The 23,596-nt window shown below is 69.4% G+C and carries 18 protein-coding genes and 2 pseudogenes; 5 read left to right on the top strand and 15 right to left on the bottom strand.

Going from position 1 to position 23,596, the window contains the following annotated elements; translation table 11 throughout:
- Nucleotides 1-22: 22 nt before the first annotated feature.
- The 3 genes and pseudogenes from KY493_RS14505 to KY493_RS09570 form a co-directional block, all read right to left on the bottom strand.
- Nucleotides 23-151, bottom strand: a pseudogene (locus tag KY493_RS14505) (transposase); the annotation flags it as partial.
- Nucleotides 152-230: 79 nt separating this feature from the next.
- Nucleotides 231-404, bottom strand: a pseudogene (locus tag KY493_RS14645) (IS5/IS1182 family transposase); the annotation flags it as partial.
- A gap of 72 nt (nucleotides 405-476) precedes the next feature.
- Complete coding sequence (locus KY493_RS09570) at nucleotides 477-1,127, bottom strand: methyltransferase (protein WP_219896124.1); 651 nt, start codon at nucleotides 1,125-1,127, stop codon at nucleotides 477-479.
- A gap of 130 nt (nucleotides 1,128-1,257) precedes the next feature.
- Between KY493_RS09570 and KY493_RS09565 the strand changes: the two genes are divergently transcribed.
- Genes KY493_RS09565 through KY493_RS09555 form a run of 3 tightly spaced genes read left to right on the top strand, consistent with a single transcriptional unit; the run spans nucleotide 1,258 to nucleotide 2,858 of the window.
- On the top strand, nucleotides 1,258-1,659 hold the full coding sequence (locus KY493_RS09565) for a hypothetical protein (RefSeq protein WP_219896123.1): 402 nt from the start codon (nucleotides 1,258-1,260) through the stop codon (nucleotides 1,657-1,659).
- Complete coding sequence (locus tag KY493_RS09560) at nucleotides 1,656-1,856, top strand: helix-turn-helix transcriptional regulator (protein WP_219896122.1); 201 nt, start codon at nucleotides 1,656-1,658, stop codon at nucleotides 1,854-1,856. The genes KY493_RS09565 and KY493_RS09560 overlap by 4 nt, the downstream gene beginning before the upstream one ends.
- 36 nt (nucleotides 1,857-1,892) lie before the next feature.
- Nucleotides 1,893-2,858 carry an alpha/beta fold hydrolase gene (locus KY493_RS09555; RefSeq protein WP_255567852.1) on the top strand — a complete coding sequence of 322 codons (966 nt, stop codon included), beginning with the start codon at nucleotides 1,893-1,895 and terminating at the stop codon, nucleotides 2,856-2,858.
- A 5-nt stretch (nucleotides 2,859-2,863) separates the two neighbouring features.
- Here the strand turns inward: KY493_RS09555 and KY493_RS09550 are convergent, their stop codons facing one another.
- The 5 genes from KY493_RS09550 to KY493_RS09530 form a co-directional block, all read right to left on the bottom strand.
- Nucleotides 2,864-6,178, bottom strand: coding sequence for a TRCF domain-containing protein (locus KY493_RS09550; RefSeq protein ID WP_219896121.1), 3,315 nt, complete (start codon nucleotides 6,176-6,178; stop codon nucleotides 2,864-2,866).
- A gap of 98 nt (nucleotides 6,179-6,276) precedes the next feature.
- On the bottom strand, nucleotides 6,277-9,954 hold the full coding sequence (locus tag KY493_RS14640) for a PAS domain S-box protein (protein WP_219896120.1): 3,678 nt from the start codon (nucleotides 9,952-9,954) through the stop codon (nucleotides 6,277-6,279).
- Nucleotides 9,955-10,057: 103 nt separating this feature from the next.
- The gene (locus KY493_RS09540) at nucleotides 10,058-12,280 is read right to left on the bottom strand and encodes an ATP-binding protein (protein ID WP_219898478.1); all 2,223 of its coding nucleotides are present in this window, start codon (nucleotides 12,278-12,280) and stop codon (nucleotides 10,058-10,060) included.
- A 92-nt stretch (nucleotides 12,281-12,372) separates the two neighbouring features.
- Nucleotides 12,373-12,942: a hypothetical protein gene (locus tag KY493_RS09535; RefSeq protein WP_219896119.1), complete on the bottom strand. Its 570-nt coding sequence runs from the start codon at nucleotides 12,940-12,942 to the stop codon at nucleotides 12,373-12,375.
- Between the two features lie 80 nt (nucleotides 12,943-13,022).
- Nucleotides 13,023-13,433: a CBS domain-containing protein gene (locus KY493_RS09530; RefSeq protein ID WP_219896118.1), complete on the bottom strand. Its 411-nt coding sequence runs from the start codon at nucleotides 13,431-13,433 to the stop codon at nucleotides 13,023-13,025.
- A gap of 123 nt (nucleotides 13,434-13,556) precedes the next feature.
- On the opposite strand from KY493_RS09530, the gene KY493_RS09525 reads away from it, so the two are divergent.
- Nucleotides 13,557-14,654 carry a flavodoxin family protein gene (locus KY493_RS09525; protein ID WP_255567851.1) on the top strand — a complete coding sequence of 366 codons (1,098 nt, stop codon included), beginning with the start codon at nucleotides 13,557-13,559 and terminating at the stop codon, nucleotides 14,652-14,654.
- 6 nt (nucleotides 14,655-14,660) lie between these two features.
- Here KY493_RS09525 and KY493_RS09520 read toward each other — a convergent pair whose 3' ends face one another.
- The 7 genes from KY493_RS09520 to murC all read right to left on the bottom strand — a co-directional run bounded on the left by KY493_RS09520 (nucleotide 14,661) and on the right by murC (nucleotide 22,631).
- Complete coding sequence (locus KY493_RS09520) at nucleotides 14,661-16,019, bottom strand: sulfite reductase subunit alpha (RefSeq protein WP_219896117.1); 1,359 nt, start codon at nucleotides 16,017-16,019, stop codon at nucleotides 14,661-14,663.
- Nucleotides 16,016-17,041 (bottom strand): FAD:protein FMN transferase, encoded by a 1,026-nt coding sequence (locus tag KY493_RS09515; RefSeq protein WP_255567850.1) that lies wholly within the window; start codon nucleotides 17,039-17,041, stop codon nucleotides 16,016-16,018. Before KY493_RS09515 ends, KY493_RS09520 begins: the two co-directional genes overlap by 4 nt.
- A gap of 47 nt (nucleotides 17,042-17,088) precedes the next feature.
- On the bottom strand, nucleotides 17,089-17,889 hold the full coding sequence (locus tag KY493_RS09510; RefSeq protein ID WP_219896116.1) for a DUF4198 domain-containing protein: 801 nt from the start codon (nucleotides 17,887-17,889) through the stop codon (nucleotides 17,089-17,091).
- A 12-nt stretch (nucleotides 17,890-17,901) separates the two neighbouring features.
- The gene (locus KY493_RS09505) at nucleotides 17,902-18,411 is read right to left on the bottom strand and encodes a DUF2271 domain-containing protein (RefSeq protein WP_219896115.1); all 510 of its coding nucleotides are present in this window, start codon (nucleotides 18,409-18,411) and stop codon (nucleotides 17,902-17,904) included.
- 11 nt (nucleotides 18,412-18,422) lie between these two features.
- Nucleotides 18,423-19,091 (bottom strand): PepSY-associated TM helix domain-containing protein, encoded by a 669-nt coding sequence (locus KY493_RS09500; RefSeq protein WP_219896114.1) that lies wholly within the window; start codon nucleotides 19,089-19,091, stop codon nucleotides 18,423-18,425.
- Nucleotides 19,092-19,159: 68 nt separating this feature from the next.
- Complete coding sequence (locus KY493_RS09495) at nucleotides 19,160-21,187, bottom strand: TonB-dependent receptor (RefSeq protein ID WP_219896113.1); 2,028 nt, start codon at nucleotides 21,185-21,187, stop codon at nucleotides 19,160-19,162.
- 40 nt (nucleotides 21,188-21,227) lie between these two features.
- Entirely contained in the window at nucleotides 21,228-22,631 is a 1,404-nt protein-coding gene (gene murC / locus KY493_RS09490) for a UDP-N-acetylmuramate--L-alanine ligase (protein WP_219896112.1), read from the bottom strand.
- Between the two features lie 68 nt (nucleotides 22,632-22,699).
- On the opposite strand from murC, the gene KY493_RS09485 reads away from it, so the two are divergent.
- On the top strand, nucleotides 22,700-23,536 hold the full coding sequence (locus KY493_RS09485) for an LD-carboxypeptidase (RefSeq protein WP_219896111.1): 837 nt from the start codon (nucleotides 22,700-22,702) through the stop codon (nucleotides 23,534-23,536).
- The last annotated feature ends 60 nt before the right edge of the window (nucleotides 23,537-23,596 follow it).

Here is a 23,596-nt window from a genome sequence, read left to right as displayed (position 1 = left end):
GCTGGCCGTCTAGGCCCTAGACTCACAACCACAAAGAGGTGATGGCGGCGAGAGCGACTGCGGCGGCGTAGGTGCACGCCAGTTTGTCGTATCGGGTAGCGACGCGTCGAAAGTCCTTGATGCGGCAGAAGGCGCGTTCGACGCGGTTTCGGCGCTTACCGGTTTGCGGGCCGAAGGCGGGGAGGTTCTTGCGACAAGGGCTGTTTGGGATGACGCGGCGGGTTCCCCGATCCAACAGCAGGCGTCGCAAATGCATAATTATAGCGTCTTCCGCTGATCAGCACATGGACTATGCCCGAGATCACCCGCCGATCAGCCACCCGTGGCGCGCCGCGCGGCATGTTCGGCGGCAACGGCCGAAGCCGCTCGAACTGCACATTCGTCAGCCAGAACTCCGAAGCCATGTCCGTCCTCCTGTTTCCACGGAAGAGAGCCACAATCCGCGATCGCCGGGAGTCCTGTTTATGGGGCCTTCCCTAGGCGAAGACCCAGACGGAGGACCGCTTGATCTCCTGGTCCTCCAGCTCGCGCGTGGTGGGCACCCGGTATTCCGCCAGGAAGTCGAGGCCCGAGCGAGGGAAGTAGGTGCGGCCCGGATCGCCGATCAGCACCCGCGTTCCCCGCGCCCGCGCGCGCGCCAGCCACGCCAGCACCGCCTCGGTCATCGGCTTCTCGTAGCAGATGTCGCCGGCGCAGATGACATCGACCTGCGGCGGTTCGGCGTCCAGCAGGTTGCGGTCGGTGAAGTCGAGGCGGACGTCGTTGGCCGAGGCGTTGGCCTGCACCGCCGCCTCGCAGAAGGGATCGATGTCCGCGCACAGCACCGAAGCCGCGCCGGCCTTCATGGCGGCTATGCCGACCAGCCCCGATCCGGCCGCGAAGTCCAGCACCCGTTTGCCCGCGACTTCCCGTGGATGGTCCAGCAGATAGCGCGCCAGCGCCTGGCCGCCCGCCCAGGCGAAGGCCCAGAACGGCGGCGCCACGCCCATCTCGCCCAGTTCCTCCTCCGTCAGCCGCCAGATCGGCGTGACCTCATCCGCCAGCCACAGGGAAATTTCCGGCGCATGCGGCACGGGCTGAAGCCGCGTGTTGGCCGTGATGAAGGCGGCGGGATCGGTGATGGCCATGCCTGAACGCCTGCGCCCGAAGCCGCGCGCGATCAAGCGCAACTCCGTGTCGGGTTGTCCTGACGAAAAGTCAGGTTGACATGACATTTCCCTGGTGTAAGGTCAGCCTTACATCAGGGGAGGCCAGATCATGTTGAACCAAGCAAGAGACAATACGCAGGCCGCCAAGCGATACGCCGGGCGCACCCTTGCCTTCATGGGCGTTTACGTCGCCATCAACGTCGCTGCAATCATCGGCCTGTTTGACGGCCGCGCTGGTTGGACGGCGTGGCTGCTGGCGGTCGCGGTGGCCCTGCCCGTCCTTGGGCAGATCTGGGCGACGCTGGCCTATCTGAACGAGGCCGACGAGTTCGTGCGGGCGGTGATGACCAAGACCTTTGTCGCCGCGACCGGCGTCGCCTTCGCCGTGTTCTGCGTCTGGGGCTTCGCGGAAAGCTATGCGGACGCGCCGCACGCGCCGGGGTGGCTGATCTATCCGCTGTTCTGGGCCGCGTTCGGCGTCATTTCGCCCTTTGTGCGGACCAGCCGATGAAGAACCGGCTGAAACTGCTGCGCGTCGAGCGCGGCTGGACGCAGGAACAGCTGGGCCAGCAGCTCGGCGTCTCGCGACAGGCCGTGAATGCGCTGGAGACGGAGAAGCACGACCCGTCGCTGGACCTCGCCTACCGGATCGCCGCGATCTTCGAGCGGCCGATCGAAGACATCTTCGAGAATCCGCACGCCCGCTGAGGCGATCGATACACCCACTCACAAAGGAAGAAGACCGTGTTCCACGCAACCCTCAAGGGGGCGTGCGCGCCCCGTCGCGCCCGCTTGATGCTGATGGCCGGCGCCCTGTTCGCCATCCTGTCGGCGCTCGATCCGCGCCGGGCGCACGCCCAGGCCGCCCCGTCCGCCGCCGCCCAGTCCGCCGCCGCCCAGTCGGCCTTCGCCTCGGATCGACTGTCGATCGAGGTGGTGGGTCAGGGGCCTGACGTGATCCTGATCCCAGGTCTGGTCTCCTCGCGCGAGGTGTGGCGCGAGACGGCGGACCGGCTGAAGGCGACGCACCGGGTGCACCTGGTGCAGCTGGCCGGCTTCGCAGGCGAACCTTGGACGCATGGCGACGGCGCCTTTGTCGAGCCGGCGGTCGAGGAGCTGGCCCGCTACATCCGCGAGACCGGACTGCAGCGCCCGGCGGTGATCGGCCACTCGATGGGCGCGCTGAGCGGCCTGATGCTGGCGCAGCGGCATCCGGCGCTGGTCGGCCGGCTGCTGTCGGTGGACTCGCTTCCCTTCTACAGCGCCCTGTTCGGTCCCACGGCGACGCCGGAGAGCGCCAGGCCCTTCGCCGAGCAGGCGATGGCCGGCATCCTGTCGGCGGATGACGCAACGCTGCGGGCGCAACAGACCGCCTCCGCCGCCGGGCTGTCCAAGACGCCCGGGATGCAGGCGCAGATGGTGGGCTGGTCGATGGCGTCGGATCGTCACGCCTTCGCCGCCGCCCTGCGTGACGTGATGACCACGGACGCCCGTCCGGGTCTCGCCGCCATGACCACGCCGGTGACGGCCCTCTATGCCGCAGACGCCAAGGGCGGCGCGCCGGCTGCCATGGCGGATGCGCTATGGACGCGGGAATACGCCGCCCTGCCGAACGCGCGCCTGGTTCGCGTTGACGGCAGCCGCCACTTCATCATGGCCGATCAGCCGGAACGCTTCACGGAGCTGGTGGACGCCTTTCTGGCCGACTGAGCCGATCAGGCGGCGAGGTCGGCCAGGACGCCCTCGATAAAGGCCGCGTCGTGCGGCGCGTCGCCGGCCGGATAGATCAGGCGGTCGTCCTTCCAGTGGCGGATCTCGTCGTCCTTGACCCGCTTGGCGACCGATGCGGCGGCGCGACCAAAGGCGAAGGCCGTCGCCTTGGGGCCCGAGGCGATGGCCTCCACGCCCGCCTCGTGCGCCAGGGCGTTCAGGCGGGCGTTGGCGATCAGGGCGGCGGCCCGTTCGGGCAGGGGGCCGAAGCGATCCTCCAGCTCGTCCCCGAAGGCTTCGATGTCCGCCGTGCTCGAGAGCCGCGCCAGGCGCGCATACAGGTTGATGCGGGTGGTGGCGTCGGGAATGTAGGTGTCGGGCAGGGCGGCCGTGGCGTCGCCGGAATAGATCGCCTCGCCCAGGTTCAGCGGTCGTTCGCCCCGCGCGGTGCGCAGCGCCCCTTCCAGCACGCGCTGATAAAGGCTGGCGCCGATCATCCGCATGTGGCCGGCCTGCTCGTCGCCGACCAGATCGCCGCCGCCGCGCAGATCCAGATCGCGCGCGCTGATGGCGAAGCCGGAGCCCAGCCGGTCCAGCGCCTCCAGCGTTGACAGCCGGGCGCGCGTCGCTTCGGGCAGCTCCTCGTCCTCGGCGTGCAGCAGATAGGCGAAGCCCTGACGACGGCCTCGCCCGACCCGCCCGCGCAGCTGGTGCAGCTGGGCTAGGCCGAACCGATCCGGGCGCCAGATGATCATGGTGTTGGCGCGCGGCACGTCCAGGCCGCTTTCGATGATGTTTGTGGCCAAAAGCACGTCGCCCTCGCCGTCGGCGAAGCCGACCATGACCGCATCCGTCTCCTCGGCCGACAGCTTGCCGTGGGCGATGCGGACGCTGAGTTCGGAGGCGATCTCCGACAGGCGTGTCTGCATGGGCTCCAGATCCTCGATGCGAGGCACGACCACGAAGCTCTGGCCGCCGCGCGCCTTTTCCCGCAGCAGGGCGGTGCGGACCGACGCCGCATCGAAGGGCGTCAGAAAGGTGCGGATCGGGCGACGGCGCGCCGGCGGGCTGGCGATCACGCTGACATCCTGGATGCCGACCAAGGCGCCTTGCAGCGTGCGCGGAATGGGCGTGGCGGTCAGCGACAGCAGGTGCGGCGCCTTGGCCCGCAGCTTGTCCTTCATGGCCGCGCCGAACCGCTGCTCCTCGTCGATGATGACCAGACCCGGCGTCGCCAGCGTCACGTCGTCGGCGCCGAGCGCGTGGGTGCCGATCGCGACCGTGATCTCGCCGGACGCCAATCCCGCCTTCACGGACTTGGCTTCCTTGCCGTCGACCAGGCGCGACAGCTGGGCCACCGCGATGTCCGTGCCGGCGAAACGGCGCTGGAAGGTCTCGAAGTGTTGGCGCGCCAGCACGGTGGTGGGGGCGGAAACGATCACCTGCTTGCCGGCCAGCGCCGCGGCGGCGGTCGCCCTCAGCGCCACCTCGGTCTTGCCGAAACCCACGTCGCCGCAGACCAGCCGGTTCATCGGCCGGCCGGAGGCGAGGTCGTCCAGCACCGCCTCGATGGCCGCGGCCTGATCGACGGATTCTGGATAGGGGAAGCCGGCGGCGAAGCGGGCCAGCGCCGGCTTCGGCGGCTTGATCGGCTCGGCCGTGGCTTCGTCTCGCGCCTTGGCCATCTCGACCAGCTGCCTGGCGGTCGCATCTATGTCGGCGCTGAGCTGCGCCCGCCGCTTCTGCCAGGCGTCGGTGTTCAGCCGATCCAGCGTTACCGCCGAGGGTTCCGAACCATAGCGCCAGATGCGGCCGAACTCCTCGACCGGCGCCAGCACCGTCGCGCCGCCGTGATACTCGAGACGCAGCACGTCGCGTTCGTCGTCGCCGACCGCGATCCGCTCCAGCGCCTGAAGGATGCCGACGCCGTGATCCTCGTGGATCACCACATCGCCGGCCCGCAGCTCGGGCTCGCCCAAGAGCTCGGCCGTGCCGGAGGCGGGTCGCGCGACGCGGCCGCCGACCGCGTCGGTCGGCGTGATCACGGTGACGGCCAGTTCCGCATCGTCGAAGCCGGCGTCGAGGTCCAGCGGCAAGGCGACAAACGCCCCGGCCGAGGCCGCCAGCAGTTCGCTCCATCCGTCGGCCAGCTCCGGCGCGTCCGCCTTGGCGCGCTTCAGCAGGCGCGTCAGCATTCGCTGCTCGTGGGGCAGGCCGGCCAGAACCACCCGTCGCCCGGCGTTGCGGCGCTCCTGAACAAAGGCGGCCAGCGCCTTGCCGGGCGACCGCTCGACCGCGAAGGCCGGATTGCGCGACAGCCCGTCGAGGTCCAGCCGCTGACCCTTGGCGAGCGCAGCCAGCGTCTCTTCCAGCGACAGGTAAAGCTGCTCGGGCGCCAGGGGGCGCGCGTCCTCGTCGCGGAAGGCGAGGCGGGTCTGGTGCGCCTCGGCCGTCTGCTCGGCGAAGCGGCGGCAACGGTCCTCCACCTCGTCCTCGGTCAGGATGCAGGCGCCCGGCAAGAGGTCGAACAGACTGCCGAGGCCGCCGTCGTAGCGCTCGGCCATGCGGTGCTCTTCGCCGGCGACACGCACATCGTCCGGCCCGATCAGCAGTTCGGACGCCGGCGTCAGGCACAGGCGCTCGACGTCATCCTCGGTGCGTTGCGTCACCGGATCATAGCGGCGGATGTCCGAGACCCTGCCGCCTTCGTCGATGGAAATCCGGACCGGGGCGGCAGCCGAGGGCGGATAGACGTCCACCACCTCGCCCAGGATCGCGATCTCGCCAGGTTCGTCGATGCGGTCGTCCTGCACATAGCCCGTGCGGTGGGCGAAGGCGGACAGGGCCTCGCGATCCAGAGGCGCTCCCGCTTCGATCTCGAACTGCTCCGCCAGGACCTCACGCGGCGGGATGCGCTGCATCAGGGCGTCGGGCGAGGACACCAGGACAACCGATCCGGGAGCCTCTCGCGCCAGCTGTTCAAACACCGCCATGCGCCGGCCCATGCTTTCGCGCGACGGAGAGGCGCGGTCGTAGGGCAGGCAGTCCCACGGCGGCAGGATCAGCGTGCGAAGCGGCCGGTCGCCGGCGAAGGCGGCCAGGGCGCGGCCGATCTCGTCGACCCGCCGCTCGCTGGTGGTGACCAGAACCGTCAGCGGCGTGTCCGGGTCCAGCGCTCGCAGCAGCCGCGCCGCCACCGCCGCCGCGCCCGGCCGTCTGGGCGCCCGTTCCGGCTCGTCGACTTGCGGCTGCGGCCCGTCGGTCAGGGGCGCTTCGCCGGTCAGGGCGGGGGCGTGCGGGTCTCGCTTGTGTTCGGCCACTGGGGTCTCGCTTCAGGATGCGGTCATCAACGGCGAGCGGAGCCAAGACGCTCCATCGCATGACCGCGAAATCTGGCGACGAGGACAGGCGGGAGCGATCAGCCCGAGGGGATCAGCGCCTTGATGCGGCTGGCCAGGGCTTCCATGGCGAAAGGCTTGGTCATCACGTGCATGCCGGGATCGAGGTGGCCATTGCCGACGACCGCGTTCTCGGCGTAGCCGGTGATGAACAGCACCTCCAGGTCCGGACGGACCAGACGCGCGGCGTCGGCCATCTGTCGCCCGTTCATGCCGCCGGGCAGTCCGACATCGGTGACCAGAAGGTCGATGCGGGCGTCCGACTGCAGGATCTTCAGGCCCGCCGCCCCGTCCGCCGCCTCCAGCGCCGCATAGCCGAGCTCCTCCAGCACCTCGAGCACCAGCATGCGCACGGTCGGTTCGTCGTCGACGATCAGCACCGTCTCGCCCGCCTTGGCCCGTTCGGCGCCCGCGAGATCGGGTTCCGGCTCGGCCATCTCCGCCGGGCCGAGGTGGCGCGGCAGGTAGATGCAAACCATCGACCCATCGCCTTCCTCGGAATAGATCCGCACCTGACCGCCGGACTGGCGCGCGAAGCCGTAGATCATCGACAGGCCCAGCCCGGTGCCGACGCCGATCGGCTTGGTGGTGAAGAAGGGGTCGAAGGCCTTGGCGATCACATCGGCGCTCATGCCGGTTCCGGTGTCGCTGACGCAGACGGAGATGTACTGGCCGGGCTCCATGTCGCGCTGTTCGGCCCCGCGCGAGTCCAGCCAGCGATTGCCGGTCTCGATGGTCAGCCGCCCGCCTTCCGGCATGGCGTCCCGTGCGTTGATGCACAGGTTGAGAAGGGCGTTCTCCAGCTGGTTGGGATCGACCAGCGTGGTCCACAGGCCGCCGGCGGCGACCACCTCGACCGTCACCTGCGGCCCCACCGTGCGGCGGATCAGCTCTTCCAGGCCGCCGATCAGGCGGTTGGCGTCCGTGGGGCGGGGGTCCAGCGTCTGGCGACGCGAAAAGGCCAGGAGCCGGTGCGTCAGCGCCGCGGCCCGTCGCGCCGCGCCCTGGGCGGCGGTGGTGTAGCGTTCGATCTCGTTGAAGCGGCCTTGGGCGATACGGTTGCCCATGATCTCGAGGCTGCCGGTGATACCGGTCAGCAGATTGTTGAAGTCGTGGGCGATGCCGCCCGTCAGCTGGCCGACCGCCTCCATCTTCTGGCTCTGGCGCAGGGCCTCTTCGGCGGCCATCAGCTCGCGCGTGCGCGTGGCGACCTGTTCCTCGAGCGTCTCGTTGAGCTGCTCCAGTTCCGCGCCCTGTCGCAGCCGATCGTCGATGTCGGTGCTGGCCCCGATCCAGCGCGTGATCACGCCGTCCGCATCGCGGATCGGTTCGGCCCGGACCAGGAACCAGCGCCACGCGCCGTCGTGGCGGCGGATGCGGAACTCGACCTCATAGATGGTCCCGGTCTCGAGCGAGGCGCTCCACGCCGCCGAGGCGCGGGGGAGGTCGTCGGGATGAACGATCGACGTCCAGCCGCTTGCCCCCTCCAGGTCGTCCTCCGTCAAGCCGGTGTAGGCGTGAAGAGCTGCATTGAACCAATCCAGGTAGCCGTCGGCCCGGCTTGCCCAGATGTGGTTGGGCACCGCATGGGCGAAGGCCCGGAACTGGGCTTCGCTGGCGCGCAGCGCCTGCTCGGAGCGCGCCCGTTCGGAGGCGCCGCGCACCCGCTCGGCCACCTCTCGCATCAGCATCAGGTCGCTGTCCGGCCAAGGGCGGGGCGTGGCGTTGTTGGCGAAGAACAGGGCCACGAACCGGCCTTGTTCGACGAGAGGCATGTTGATGAAGGATTCGGCGCTGATGGCGCTCAGCTGACGGGCGGCGCCTTGCGTGCGGGGGTCCTCCGCCGCGTCGGCGATGGCCACGGTGATCCCGGCCTTGAGATCGTCGATGTAGGAGCCGTAGTCGCGGAAGTTCAGCACGCCGGCGATGGACCGCACGCCCGGCGCGTTCCAATCGCGCTCGATGGTGATGGTCTCCGCCACCCGGTCGATGACGCCATAGCCCACACGGCTGACGCCCAGCGCCTTGCCCAGAACCTCGGACGCCGCATGGGCGATCTCTGCCGGATCCGTCAGGTCGCGCAAGGCGTCGTTGAGCGCCAGCAGCGTCGCCTGGCGCGCCTCGGTGCGTCGCCTTGCGGTGATGTCGTTGAACAGGATGGCGACGCGGTTCTGCTCCGGATCGCCGATACGAAAAGCCTGAACGTCGTACCAGCAGCCGAACTGGGCCGCGGGCTGCTCGAAACGCACCTTGTCGCCGCTCTTGGCCACTCCGCCGTAGAGGTCGAACCAGTGCTGCTCCAGTCCCGGGGCGATCGCCGACACCCATTTTCCGGTCGAGCCGTGCAGGCCGGTCATCCGCTCATAGGCGGCGTTGCCTTCCACGATCATGTAGTCGACGGGCCGATCGGCCTCGTCGAACTTCATCTGGATGATGCAGAAGCCGATGTCGGTGGTGTTCAGCAAGGCGCTGTAGCGCGTCTCGCTCTCACGCAGCGCGGCCGCGGCCGACGTACGCTCGGTGACGTCGGCGCCCTCCACGAAGATGCCGGTGATCACGCCATTGGCGTCCCGGATCGGCTGATAGACGAAATCCAGATAGCGCTCGTGGACCGGACCGCCAGGGGACGGCTGCACGTCGAACTTGAGGCCGTCCGCGACAAACGGTTCGCCGGTCGCGAAGGCCCGATCGAGAAGCTCTATGAACCCTTGGGACACGGCTTCAGGCAGCGCCTCGGCAACGGTCCGTCCGACCACATCGCGATGACCGATCAGTTGCACATAGCCGGGATTGACCCGCTCGAACCGGTGCTCGGGCCCGCGCAGCAGCGCCATGAAGGTCGGCGCCTGGGCGAACATCTGGGCCAGCTGTTCGCGCTCGTCGCGCAACGCTTGCTCACTCATGATCCGATTGGTGACGTCTCGCGCCACGCCCACGAAGCGCGTCGGGCGGCCGTCGGCGTCCAGTTCAAGCTCGCCCTTGCGCGCGATCCAGCGCAGGGCGCCGTCGTCGGCTCGCCGAATGCGGTACTCGACATCGAGCAGGGCCTCGCCGGTGCGCCGGCTCAGGGCGTTGGAAACAAGTTCGACGTCGTCGGAGATGACCAGGCGCTCAAAGGCCTCCGCCGGCGCCTGCGACGCCTCCGGCATGCCGTAGAGGCGACAGAACTCGGGCGTCGTATGGATGACGTTGTCCGCCGCCGAAACCCAGAACAGGCCGACGCCCCCGGCTTCCTGGGCGCGCCGCAGCCGCTCTTCGGCTTCCTTCAGGGCCTCTCCGGCCTCGTGTTCCGATGTTCGATCCCGAACAACCTTGACGAAACCCAGGTGGACGCCATCCGCTCCGAACAGCGGCGTCATCTCGCCGGAGGCCCAGAAGCGCGCGCCGTCCTTGCGGATGTGCCATCGCTCGTCGTTGGCGCGGCCATCGCTGAGGCACAGCCGCATCTCTTCGCCGGGACGGTCGATCGCCAGATCCTCGGGCGTGAAGATCAGGCCGACCGGCTGACCTGTCGCCTCCTCGGCCGTCCAGCCGAAGACGGCGGTTGCGCCAGGATTCCACTCGCGGATGGCGCCATCGCGATCCATGCCGATGATCGCAAAGCCCAGCACGCTGTCCAGGATCGCCTCCCGGCGATCGGCTGTCGCATGGGCGGAGGTCGCCCGAGGGGCGAGCGAGTCCGTAGGGTCGTCGATCATGAGGTCTCGAAGCGGCCTTGGCCCGTTACGGTTCCAGCGCGCGTGGCGATACCTGGGGCGCGCCTTTCCCTAGCATCCGCCGGCGACTTGTCGACCGGGATGTTCAGGCCGCGCGGGCCTGAAGCGGCGGCTGGTTCTGCGTCGATTTGTCATCCGGCCGGCGAACGGGCAACTCGAAGCTGACGGTTGCGCCGGCGCCCAGTTCGCTTTCGATGGTCAGGGCGCCGCCGTGCAGTTCGACCAGCGCCTTGGTCAGCGACAGCCCCAGTCCCGTGCCCTGCGTCGTCTTCGAATGCTGGCCCTCGACCTGCTCGAACGGCTGCGCCAGCCGCTCGATATCCTCTGCGGCGATGCCGATGCCGGTGTCGGCGCATGAGACCCGCACGCGCTCCTCGCCATCGTCCGAGATGATCTGACGCACGCTGAGGGTGATGGCGCCGCCTTCCGGCGTGAACTTCACCGCGTTCGACAGGAGGTTCAGCAGCACCTGCTTGACGCCGCGATAGTCGGCCTCGATCTCGGGCGTCGGATCGGCGTGCAGCGAAAAGCGCAGGCGCGCATCCTCAATCTTGCCGCGCATCAGCCGCACCGCGTCCTCGCACGCCTCGGCCACCGACACCGGCTCGTAGTGCAGCGTCATCTTGCCGGCCTCGATCTTGGCCATGTCGAGGATGTCGTTGATCAGGCTGAGCAGATGCTGGCCCGAGCGGTGGATGTCGCCGGCGTAGCCCTTGTATTTCGGATGGCCCAGCGGCCCGAACATCTCGCCCGCCATGATCTCGGAAAAGCCGTTGATGGCGTTCAGCGGCGTGCGCAACTCATGGCTCATGTTGGCCAGGAACTCGGACTTGGCCTGGTTGGCCGCCTCGGCGCGGGTCTTGGCGACCTCGTATTTGCGCGCCAGCAGGCTGAGCTTCTCCTGGCTGGATTCCAGCTCCCGAACCGTCAGGCGCAGCACGTCCACCGCGCGCTGACGCTCGGCCTCCTTCAGCTTGATGGCGGTGATGTCGGCGGCGGTGATCACCGAGCCGCCATCTGAGGTGAACCGCTCGTTCAGCTGCAGCCAGCGGCCGTCGTGCAACTCCACCTCGCGGGCGCCGACCCGACCGTCGGTCGCGCTGTGGTCGGACTTGATGGCCAGGGCGGCGATGCGGTTCAGCTCGTCCTTCAGGGCGCCCCGCCGCACGATGTCGGGTCCCAGGGCGAAGGCGTCGCGGAAGGCGTCGTTCCACAGGATCAGCCGGTCCTGTCGGTCGAACAGCACGAATGCGTCGGAGATGCTCTCCACACCGTCGCGCAGACGGCTTTCGGCGGCCTGGGCCTGGGCCTTCGAGCGGCGCGCCTCGGTGATGTCCAGCGCGACGCCCAAAATGGATGAGAAGCCTTCCTCGCCGCGCGCCCCGCGCGCCTGGCCGCGCGCATCGATCCAGCGCGCCTTGCCGGCTGCGTCGGCGACAGGAAAGGTGACCTCGAAGGCGCCGTAAGCCGCCGCCTGGCGCAGGGCGTGCTTGACCTCTTCCACATAGCGGGGATGGACGCGCGCCAGCACGCTCGCGGCGCTGGCGACGCCGCCCGCGTCGAAGCCCAGCATCTCAGCCATGAAGTCGGACAGCGTGACCTCCTCGCCCTGGAGGTCCCATTCCCAGACGCCGCAGCGCGCGGCCTCGACCGCGACCCGGAAGCGGCGCTCGGACGCGGCCCAGGCGCGGCTTTCCTGCGCACGGCGAAAGTGCTGGACTGTCATCAGGATCAGCACGCCCAGTCCAAGCAGGAGCGGCGTGACCAGCAGCCACAGGTCGTCGACTATTCCGTCTCCGCCGGGCGAAGGCCGGGTGGCGACGGCGAACAGCCCGCGCGCGCCGACGGGAACGCTGGCCGCCAGCGTCGGCTCGCCCCTGATCTCGAGCGGCGCCGCTTGTCCATCGGCGGGTGGAGCCGCTGCGCCCAGAGCCTCCGCCAGCGCCTGTCCGTCCTCGCCGATCCGGGTGGAGGCGACGATGCGGCCTTCGCCGTCGACCAGCCGCAACTCGGCGCCGACCGGCGCACCGGCGGGGCGGGGCAGGGCTTGAGCCACGCGGTCCGCCGGGGCGTCGCTCTGCAGCAGCAGGGCGCGGGTCTCCGCCGCCAGCAGCCGGGCGTCCTGAGCCACCGCGAGTTCCTGATAGGCCTGTATGTCGCGCGCGGGTCGCGTCGCCTGCCGCGACGTCAGCATCACATAGGCGGTGATCGCCAGCGCCAACGCCAGCACGGCCACGCGCAGCCAGGCCGGAGAGCCCGGCGCCTGGTCAGAGGCCCGCCGCCCCTGGCTTGTTACGCGGCGCTCCATGCCCCGCAAGGCGATCTCCGGACCAAATCAGTGATGCGGGGAATCTAGGCTGTATCGGCGATTCCTGTCGAGGGTTCGTTAACCAAATCGCGTCAGGCGGCGCGCGCCTCGGTCGGGCCCTCGACGGATGCAGGCGTTTCCAGCACGCTGGTGACCGGTTTCAGCGCGGCTTGGGCGTCCCGCGCCAGGGTCAGCACGGCCGGCGGCGCATCGTCCGGCGTTTCGGACACCAGATCGATCAGCGATCGCACCACCTGCATCAGGGCGGGCGCGGCGGCGATGAGCCGAGCCTGCGCCTCGATCTTGGCCGGATCGCGGTCGTATTCGGCGCCTGGGACGCGCCATCCGCCCCAGTCGGCCGTATCGGTCACCACCACCGGATAGGTGCCCGGATAGGGGTGGTGAACGCAGTCCTCCGGCGTCTGCCACTTGTTGCGCGCACGCAGCAGCCGCCAGCTTCCGAGATCGGTCGAGGCGGGGTCTTCGCTGGGCAGGAACAGCTCGGAGGCCGCGAAGTCGCGACCCAGACCCACATCATAGGTCACCCGAACAGGCTCATCGAAACCCTTGGCCCAGACGGGCTGAACCTGTTCGATCTGGGCCCAGGCGCCGACGCATTCGACCCAGACCTTTTGCCCCTTCTGGAACTGCGCGCGCGCCATCGACGTCTCCACCGTGATGGCCGAGACTTAGGCCTTCACGCCTTAGCGGCCGGTGTGCCGATGTGGTTAAGCCGGGCGGATCAACCGCGCGAGATGTCTTCCAGCGCCTCGCCGGCGTACTTTTCCTTCACCCGCGTGGACAGGTCGCCCAGCGAGACAACGCCGACCAGCCGACCATGCTTGTCGATTACGGGGGCGCGGCGCACCTGGCGCTCAGCCATCAGGTCAAGCCCGACCTTGAGGTCGTCATCGTCCCTCAGCGTCCAGGCCTCGCGGCTGATGAACTCCATTATGGAGGAGCCGGGCCCCGCGCCCCGCGCCACCGCCCGCACGGTGATGTCTCGATCGGTCAGGGTTCCGATCAGCTGGTCGCCGTCGGCCACGGGCACGAAGCCGAAGTCGCCTTCGGCCATCCATTGCGAAACGTCCTGCAGGGTGTCGCCGGGGCGGGCGATGCGGACGTCACGGCTCATCACGTCGCGGATTCTCATTGGGCTTTCTCCTGACCGGTCTGGCCAAGGAACAGCCGCGCGGAAGGCTGGTTCCGGCGCACCTCAGGAACACCCCGGCCAAGCTGAGCGTTTCCATGCACAATCAAGCAGAAAGCCCTCTTCATGGACTCATCATCGCCGCAGGCCGCGCCCGAGCCGCGCAAGGGCATGCCGTCGCCACGGCTCAACCGCGAGGATTTCGAGGCCCGCTATCGCAGCCGTTTTCACGATCCGGCATTCGACGGGCTGAAGGCCGAGGTCGATCGCATCGTGGCGGTGGCCTGGGACGCCTACGAGAACCAGCGCAAGTCGCCGGTGACGCGCAAGGCGGGCGACGGATTCGCCGATCCCGACTACGACCTCGCTGTCGACTGGATCGCCGCCAACGACATGATCCAGGCGGCCAAGGCCCGCCACGCCGATCCCGAGGGGCCGATGCGCATCCTGTTGGTCAACGGCTCGTCGCGCTCGGAGCACAGCTGCCCGGGCGAAATGTCCAAGAGCTGGCGACTGACACAGATCGCGCAAGAGGTGTTCGACGGCCAGAACGGCTTTGAAACCACGGTGCTGGACCTGTCGCGCCTGACCAGCGAGTTCGGGCGTGAAATCCATCCGTGCAAGGCCTGCTTCTCGACGGCGGCGGCGCTGTGTCACTTCCCGTGCAGCTGCTATCCCAACTACTCGCTGGGCCAGGTCCACGACTGGATGAACGACATCTATCCGATGTGGGTCGAGGCGCACGGGATCTTCCTGGTCACGCCGGTCAACTGGTACCAGGTGTCCAGCCCGATGAAGCTGATGATGGACCGGATGGTGTGCTGCGACGGCGGCAATCCCGATCCGTCCTCGACCCACGGCAAGGACGCCAGGGAGGCCAAGCAGATCGAGCTGGACGGGTGGGACTATCCCCGCCACCTGGAGGGACGGCAGTTCTCCGTCGTGGTGCACGGCGACGTCGAGGGGGCCGAGAACGTGCGGCGTTCGTTGTCGGACTGGCTGCGGTTCATGAAGCTGCAGCCCGCAGGGCCGGACGCCGAACTCGACCGCTACATCGGTTACTGGGAGCCCTACGCCACCAGCCACGAGGCGCTGGACAAAGACACCGACATTCAGGCCGAGGTGCGGATCGCCGCCGAGCAGCTGGCGCGGGCGGTGCGGGCGCGCCGAGACGGCAAGCTGGTCACCACCTATGAGGGCCTGGAAAGTCCACGCCAGAAGTGACCGGCTTCAGTAGACGTCGCGCCGGTAGCGGCCGTCCTCGATCAGCTGGATGACGGCCTCTTCGCCAAGCATGGTCTCGAGCGCGGCGTGTACGCCGCGCGACATGCCCTCCAGGCTGCCGCAGACATAGACGGCCGCGCCGCGCGCGATCCAGACGCGCATCTCGTCGGCGTTGGCGGCGATCAGGTCCTGGACGTAGCGCCCGTCACCTTCGTCACGCGAGAAGCAGCGATCCAGCCGCGTGAGGAAGCCCGTCGCCAGACAGCCTCGAAGCTCGTCCTCAAAAAAGGCGTCGTGCGCCCGCGTGCGTTCTCCGAACAGCAGCCAGGTCTCGCAACCCGTCGGCCGTTCCTTGATGTGGGCGCGCAGGCCCGCAAGGCCGGTGCCATTTCCGATCAGGATCATCGGCGTCTTACGCGCCGGTCCGTGGAAGCCGCTGTTGGCGCGCAGCCGCATGGCCACCTCGCCGCCGAGCGGGCAGTCCTGCGTCAGCCAGCCGGACGCCAGCCCGGGCGTTCCGTCTGCATGGCGAGCCAGCCGGATCACGAACTCGACGCCGCCGTCGGCGGGCAAGGAGGCGACGGAATATTCGCGGGCGCCCGGCGCCGGATGCGCGTCTGACGCCGGCACGCCCACCTCGGCGATGTCGCCCGCACGCCATTCCGGCGCATGGTCGATTGGTTCCAGCCGCAGGTGATAGGCTTCGCCCCCCGGACTGCCAGGGTTCAGCAGCATGCGATGTGTCAGCCGCCAGGGCAGATAGGCCGGCGGGGTCCAGTCGGGCTCGTCGACGGCGCCGGTCAGGGCGTTCAGCTGATGCTGCCAATGGCGGATCGCGCCAGCGTCACCGTTGTCCACCTCGACCAGGTCGTACAGCGGTTCGGCGCCCGCTCGACGCAGCCAGCCATCGACCGCATGGCCGAAGCCGCAGAACTGGTCATAGTCGCGGTCACCCAGCGCCAGCAGGCCGTAGCGGACGCCCGAAAGGTCCGCCTCATCCGTCATCACCCGCCGCACGAAGCGCGCGGCGTTGTCCGGCGGGTCGCCCTCGCCGGTGGTGGAGACGATCAGCAGCGCGCGGCCGCAGGTCCTGAGCGTCTCGGTATCGACCTGGTCCAGCGGCGTCATGCGAACCGCGCTGCCGCCCCGCCTCAGCGTCTCCGCCGTCATCACGGCCAGTTCCTCGCCAAAGCCGGTTTGGCTGGCGAAGGCCACGAGTACCGTCTCGCCCTCGGCTCGCGGCGAGGCCCGCGGCGCGGAGCGGCGTCGGGCGCGCGCCTCGCGCCAGGCCACGGCCGCGACCAGCGCCAGCCACAGCAGCAAGGCGACAAGCGTCCACAGCAGACGAACGGGATCGCCCGTCACGCGCCCTCGTCCATCATCGCCTGATAGGCCGGGGTCATGCGCTCGATCAGGCCGCGGGGCGTGCGCTCGACGAAGTGCGCCGCCAGGCCCAGGTCGCGGGCGAACTCGGGCCCCTCGAACGGCCCCATCACGATCAGGGCGGTGGCGTAGGCGTCCGCCTTCATCGCCTCGGGGTGAAACACCGTGACCGAGGCCAGGCCGTTGTCCACCGGCCGGCCGGTGGAGCCGTCGATGGTGTGCGGATAACGCCGCCCGCCGTGCTCGAACGCCCGGCGGTAGTCGCCCGAGGTCGCCACCGCCAGATCGAGCAGGGCGCAGACGGTGCGGGGCGCGGGCGAGCCCTCCGGCTGCTCGATCTCGACCCACCAGGGCTGGCCGTCCGGCTTGACGCCTCGCGCCTTCAGCTCGCCGCCGATCTCGACGAGGTGCGAGGTGGCGCCCATGGCGTGGAGGCGGTTGGACACACGATCCACCGCATGGCCCTTGGCGATGCCCGAAACGTCCAGCCGCATGCCGCCCAGCTGCATCATGCCGCGCGCCTCGCGGTTCAGACGCAGGCGTCCCCAACCCGAGACCTTCAGCGCGGCCTCGATCTCATCGTCAGCGGGCGTGGGCAGCAGCGGCGAGCGCGGACCCGGCGGGCCGAACCCCCACAGGTCGACCAGGGCGCCCAGCGTGGGATCGACCGCCCCGTTTGTTTCGTCGCCCAGGTCCATGGCGGCATCCACCAGGTCCCAGAACCCTTGCGACACCGCCCACATGCCGGCCGGGGCCGTGTTGAACCGGCTGATCTCGCTGGACGGCTCCCAGGGACTGAACAGGGCGACCACCTCGGTCAGTTCGGCCTCGATGGCCGCCTGGACCCCGGCCTTGTCGGCGCCCGCGGGCGCGATGACCCGCGCGTTCCAGGTCGTGCCCATGCTGGCGCCCGACAGGCTCCAGACGATGTCGCTGGGCGGCCGCTCGGGCAGGCCGACGCCCACCGGGATCAGGACGCGATTGCCCTCGCTGTCGGGCGCCACGTCGCCGCCGATGCTGACGATCGGCGGCGCGGCTTTCGATTCTCGGGTCAGGGCAGGACCTCGACCACGCCGACGTAGGAGGTGTTGGAGGCCAGGGTCTGCCCTTGAGCCTCGGTGCGCACTGCCGCGTTCATCCAGTACATGCCGGGTTCCGGCCAGGTGACGGTGAAGGCGCCGTCCGCGCCAGTCTTGACCGTCATTTCCTCCGGCGCGTTGCGATAGCGCAGGCCGCCGCGCGCCACCGTGACGTCGAGGTCCGCCGCCGGCTGGCCGTCGCGCAGGAACTTGAACGTCGCCGCCTCGCCGGCCGCGAGGTCGTTCGGATGGGTGACCGGAACCAGCTCCAGCCCTTCGCCCGTGGTCTGGAAGACCGTCTCGTTCGGCGCGTTCAGGGTGACGAAGGTCTCCACCCGGCTGTTGTTGCGGCTCGCCTGAACCTCCGTCGCGCCCGCCGGCAAGGCGGACGGATAATCGCTGGCCGGACCGCGCCAACGCTTGCGCTCGCCGTTCAGCATATAGCTGGCCATCAGGCCCGAGCCGACGTTGGCGATCTTGTAGGTGCCGTTCTGCGTCAGGTGCACGTCAAACGTCGAGCGGTACTGACCCTGCATCATGTGCTCGGGCTGGATTTTTGAGCCGTCGGGTCCGGTGACCACCAGATTGTCCAGCCGCATCGCGGCGTGATCCGGGATGAAGACGCCGTTGGACATGCCGGCGTCAAAGCCGACCCAGGCGTCGGTCCCCGACAGGCTGGTGGAGGTGGGGGCCAGCCACGCGCGGTGCGCCTGGGCGCTGAGCGGGGCGGCGAGGGCGGCGGCGAGCGACAGGAGGGCGAGGGTCTTCTTCATGACTGCGGGTCCTTAGCGGGAGACGGTGACGCGCACGGCGCCGAGTTCGGAAGAGCCGGAAGCGTTGGCTGTGTTGGCGGCGCCCCAGCGGAACGGCACGCGCACCACTTCTCGGCCGCCCAGTTCGCGGGCCGCCTCGACCACCATGGTGTACTGGCCGGGCTGAAGGCCCCGCAGGCGGGCGGCGGGCACGGTGATCGACTGGCGGCCGGCCGCGCGGGTAGCGCCGGAGATCCCGTCGGCCGGCATGGTCATGGCGCGCCCACCCTTGCGCCACCAGGTGCGCAGGTCCTTGAGCCAGTCCTTGCCGTCGCCCTCGTTGTTGCGGGTCTGCTGATACCAGACAGCCAACGTCTGGACCGCCGTCTGGTCCGGCTTTTCGATCCAGATGGCGACATAGGGCCGGTGGTAGGAAGCGGTGGCGATGCGCGGCAGCTCCACCGCCACCGAGACGTCGGCGGCGAAGGCGGGTGCGGCGGCGGCGAGCCCTGCGGTGGATATGACGATGGGAAGCAGGCGCATGGGCGAACTCGTCAGTGGATGAACAGAAGGGCGATAACGACGGGGGTCAGGAGGCCGAGGCCCACGATCGGCCAGGTCGATGGTCGGCCGCGTGCGTGCAGCCACAACAGCGCCAATCCCGTGACCGCGAAAATTACGCAGGCCACCGCAAAGACGTCGATGAACCAGAACCACACGGCGCCGGCGTTGCGGCCCTTGTGCAGGTCATTGAGGTAGGCGACCCAGCCGCGCGTGGTCTTTTCCCGCAACGCATCGCCGGTTTCCCGATCGATGGTGACCCAGCCGTCGCCGCCCGGCATGGCCAGGGCGACGTAGATTTCCTCGGGCGTGGTCTCGCTGGCGCGCCCGGCGATCTCGGCGTCCAGGGCGTCGGAGGCCCAGCGCGCCACGGCGTCCGGCACGGGGTCGGTGGTCTCGGCCGGGAAGCCCTCCAGCCGCTGCAACAGCGGCGCGGGCAGGACGGCGGTCTGCTCGCTGACGACCGGCTCGGCCGGGATCGACGCCGCGTGGTTCAGGGTGATGCCGGTGACGGCGAACAGGATCATGCCCACCAGGCTGACGGCCGCCGAAATCCAGTGCCACTGGTGCAGCTGCTTCAGCCAGAACGACCGGCGCGCGTTCACGGCCGCCCTGGGCTTGGCGGTCCGTTCGGCTGGACGAGGAGCTGCGAGATCGGTCACGCCAACGGCTGTGCCATTGTTGCGAACGGTTTTCAATAGCGACGATAGCGCCGCTCGGTCGCAGCCTCTCAGTAGGTCAGGCGCAGCCCCGCGCTGAGGGTGCGAGGCGGACCATAGCCGGCGATGCCCAGGCCGGTTTCGGCGACCTCGACGTCCTCGTCCGTGACGTTGTCGAGCGCCACATAGACCATGGCGCGGTCATTCACGGCCCATTCCGCCCGCGCGTCCAGCGTGACGGCGGCTTCCAGCACCCGGCTGTTCAGATCGTCGTCAAACCGGTCGGACTCATAGCGGGCGGCCGCGATCAGGGTCAGCCGGTCGGTCGCGCGCCAGTCGAGACCGGCCGTCGCGCTCCATTCCGGGGCCTGGGCGGGGCGCAGACCGGTCAACTGCGGCGCGGCCGATCCCCCATCGACCTCTGCGTCGGTCCAGGCGACCGCGCCGGTCAGGGACAGCCGCTCCGAGACCGAGGCGGAGCCGTTCAGCTCGACGCCCCAGGCCTCGATCGTTCCGGCGTTCTGGCGCTGGCGCAGCACCCCGCCGGCCGGGATGAAGCCGGCGCGCGGGAAGGTCGCCGGGCCCTGACCCACGGTCACATTGACGATGGCGTCCTCGATCTCGTTCCAGAACAGGGTCGCGCCCCAGGCGATCCCCGCACGGTTGTCAAAGGCCAGACCCGCCTCGATGCCGCGCAGCGATTCCGGCTCCAGTCCGGCGTTCGCTTCCGTGACATCGTCGCCGACGCGGAACGGCCGGTGCAGCTCGTTCAGCGTGGCGGGGCGAAAGCCGGAATAGGCCGCCAGCCGCGCCGCATAGCCATTCCCCAGATCGCGACGCGCGGCCAGACGCGCGCTGACCACCTCGCCAGAGCGCGCCTCTTCGGCCTCGTCCAGCGTCACGGCGCCGGTGGCGAGGGTGTATTCCTCGCGGAACCCGCCCTGGTTCTCCCAGCGGTCCAGCCGCAGTCCGCCCGCGACCAGCCAGTCGCCGCCGGTCCACGATCCATCGACATAGCCGCCGACCACCGAGGTCTCGCCGCCCGCCCGCCGGTTGCGCGGAGTAAACGCCAGGCCGAACCGCTCGTTGGTCTCGCCCTCGTTGAAGCGGCCGTCGGCGCCGACCTCCCACTGCAGGCTCCCGCCGCCGAAATCCTGCGCGCCGCGTCGCACGGCGGCGTTCAGGCCCCAGCCGGTCGCGGGTGTGCGATATTGATCGTTGACCAGCGTCGTGGTCGATCGGTCGGTCGAGGCCGTGGCGGTGGTGTTGGAGAAGTCGCTCTCACGCCGCCACGCCTGAAGCCGCCAGCCATAGCCGCCATCCGTCGGCGCCTGGGCGGCGGTGGCGCTCAGCACATGGCCCTCGGCGGTGGAGCGGCCGTCGCCGAGCCCCGAGCCGCGTTCCTCGTCATAGGCTGCGGCGCGCAGGGACAGGTTGGCTGTTCCCACCGGCATGTCGGCGCGGACCGAGGCGCTGCGGGTGCGAAGGTCCAGCGGCGTGTCCGCCGCGCCCGCCGCAGGACCGCGCACGGGCACATAGCCGTCGCTGGTCTCGTACAGCGCCGAGCCCGTCAGGTTCACCGCGCCCACTTGCCGCGAGCCCGATCCCGCAAGCCGCGCGCCGCCGCGCTCCAGCACCGAGGCGTCCAGCACCGCGCCCCGTTCACGCTCGCGCAGCAGGATGGTTCCGGTCAGGGCGCCCGCGCCATAGGGGCCGGAGCCCGCGCCGCGCACGATGTCCAGGCTCTCCAGCGACTCGGTCGGGACCTGCGACCAGATCACCCAGCCGCCGAACGGATCATTGACCGGCACGCCGTCCAGCGTGACCAGGGTGCGCCCGGCGCCCGATGGCGCAATGGCGCGCAGCGAAATGCCCTGGGTGGTCGGATTGGCCGACAGGCTGGTGGTGCGCCGGAACAGGGACACCGCCGGCACGCTGCGCAGCGCCTCGTCCAGGCGGCTGGAGCGTCCAAGCAACTGCTCGTCCAGGCGGATGACCGAGAACGCCGCATCGGCGGCGGCCGGCGGCAGGCGAGCGGCGGTGACCACCACCTCCTCGATCTGGACGGGCGGGGCGGGGGGAGGAGGAAGCTGCAACATCGGCCGCTACAATACCATTCGCGCCGGACGGTTCGCCCTCTCAGCCGAGTTTTTCGGACAGTTGCTCCAGAAGCGCACCGGCGAAGGTCGACAGGGTGTCGTCGCGCGCGCCCATGACCACGATCCGGTCGCCGGCCCGGGCCAGCTCCAGCAGCCGCGCGCCGCAGGCTGCGCGGTCGGGCAGGGCCTCCGCTTGACGTCCAGCGGCGCGCACGCCCGAGACGATGTCCTCCGACGACACGCCGCGGTCGGTGGTTCCGCCGAAATAGACCGGCTCCGGCATCAGCAGGACGTCGTCGGGACGCAGCAGGCCGGCGAAGCCGTCGATGAACTCATCCTTCATCAGCTTCAGAGGGCCGAAGCCATGCGGCTGGAACAGGATCAGCAGCCGGCCGTCGAACGCGTGCAGCGTCTTCAGCGTGGCGGCGATCTTGTCCGGGTTGTGGGCGAAGTCGTCGATGACGGTGACGCCGCCTGCCGTCCCCACCACCTCCATGCGGCGGCGGATGCCGGCGAAGGTCTTGAGGGCTCCAATCGCCTCGGCCGTCGAGACGCCCAGAGCGCGCACCGCGCCGATGGCGGCGAGGGCATTGGCGACATTGTGGGCGCCCGGCGTCGCCAGTTCCACGTCGTGCTCGCCCCAGCCCTCGATCAGGCGAAACCGAATTCCATGCGGCAGCGGCTGCAGGTCGTGCGCCGACAGCGTCGCCTCTTCGCCCAGAGAGAAGGTGATCACCTGGTCCGGCGGCAGCATCTGCGCCAGCGCCTGCGTTTCCGGGTTGTCGCGGTTCAGCACGGCGGTGTTCGCCCGTCCCGCAAAGCCGCCGAACAGATCGCGCAACTCCTCCATCGACTTGTGGTCGAGCGATATGTTGGAGACCACCGCCACCGTCGGATCGTAGCGCGCGATGGAGCCGTCGCTCTCGTCCACCTCGGACACGAACAGGGTCGGATCGCCGATCAGGGCGCTGGCGAACGGGTGGTCGGCGTCAGCGAAGTTCTTCATCACCGCGCCATTCATCACCGTGGGGCGACGGCCGGCCCTGTCCAGGATCCAGGCGATCATGCCGGTGATGGTCGATTTTCCGCTGGTGCCCGCGACGCCGATCGAGGTCTCGGCGGCGTTGAACAGGCGGCTCAGCAGCTCCGGCCGGGTCAGGATCGAAGCGCCCGCCCGCCTGGCCGCGCCGATGTCGGGCACGGTGGCCTCCACCGCCCCGGTCGCCACCACGATCTGGTCCGGCGAGGTGACGCCCGAGCCGTCCTGCGGGTGCAGGACGACGCCGTGCCCGCGCAGCCAGTCGAACTTCTCGGGTGTGCGGCCCTGGTCCAGCGCGCGGTCGGAGCCCTCGATGCGAGCGCCTGACGCCTGCACGATCATCGCCAGCGGCAGCATGCCGGAGCCGCCGATGCCGCAGAAGAAATAGGAGGCGTCTTGATTCATGGGGCGGAAACCGGAAAGGCAGGGCGCTCAGGGCGGCTGACTAGCACGCGAACGGCGGGGAACCATCCATGAAGAGCGGCGCCTTCAAGATCGGCGTGGTCTGCGCAAGCTCCCGCTTCAGCCCTGAACGCATGCAGGCGATCGAGGAGTGGATGGAGCAGGCCGTGCCGGACCGCTCGATCTCGCTGGTGTTCCATCCCGCCTGCCTCTTGAAGCACGGTCATTTCGCCGGTGACGACCGCACCCGCGCCGAGGCGTTCGTGGAGTTCGCCAACGATCCGCGCATCGACGCCGTCTGGTTCGCGCGCGGCGGCTATGGCTCCTGCCGCATCGCCGAGGCCGTGCTGCCTCGGCTGAACCATGTGGCCCGGAGCAAGCGGTTCCTCGGCTATTCCGACGCCGGCAGTCTTCTGGCCGGCATGTACAAGGCCGGGTTCCCGCATCTGGCGCATGGGCCGATGGCGTCCGACGCCCTGCGCCAGGACGACACCGGCAGGCGCGCGCTGGACTGGCTGACGACCGGCGACGCGAGGGGCTGGGAGCCGTCGCTGCAGGCCGATCCGCGTCCGGCCGCCGCCTTCAACCTGACCATACTCGATCAGTTGGTCGGCACCGCGCTGGAACCGGACCTGTCCGGTCATGTGCTGATGCTGGAAGAGGTGTCGGAGGCGTTGTACCGCGTTGATCGGATGATGTTTCATCTGACTGGCCAGGTCTCGATCCGACGCGTGGCGGGCATCCGCCTCGGGCGGGTGTCGGACATCACGCCCAACGATCCCGACTTCGGCCAGACGCCGGAAGAGATCGTGCGCTACTGGTGCCTGCGTTCTGGCGTCGCCTATCTCGGCTCAGCCGACATCGGGCACGACGCCGACAACAAGGTCGTCCCGTTCGGCGAACGGTAGCCGAAAAGACACAGTCTCGCCACGATCCCGCAGCTTTGCCGCAACCTCTACTCGACAACC

The sequence above is a fragment of the Brevundimonas sp. PAMC22021 genome, from assembly GCF_019443405.1.
GTDB lineage: Bacteria > Pseudomonadota > Alphaproteobacteria > Caulobacterales > Caulobacteraceae > Brevundimonas.
Note: the sequence above shows the minus strand (reverse complement) of the source record. Positions and strands in the feature narration are given on the sequence as shown.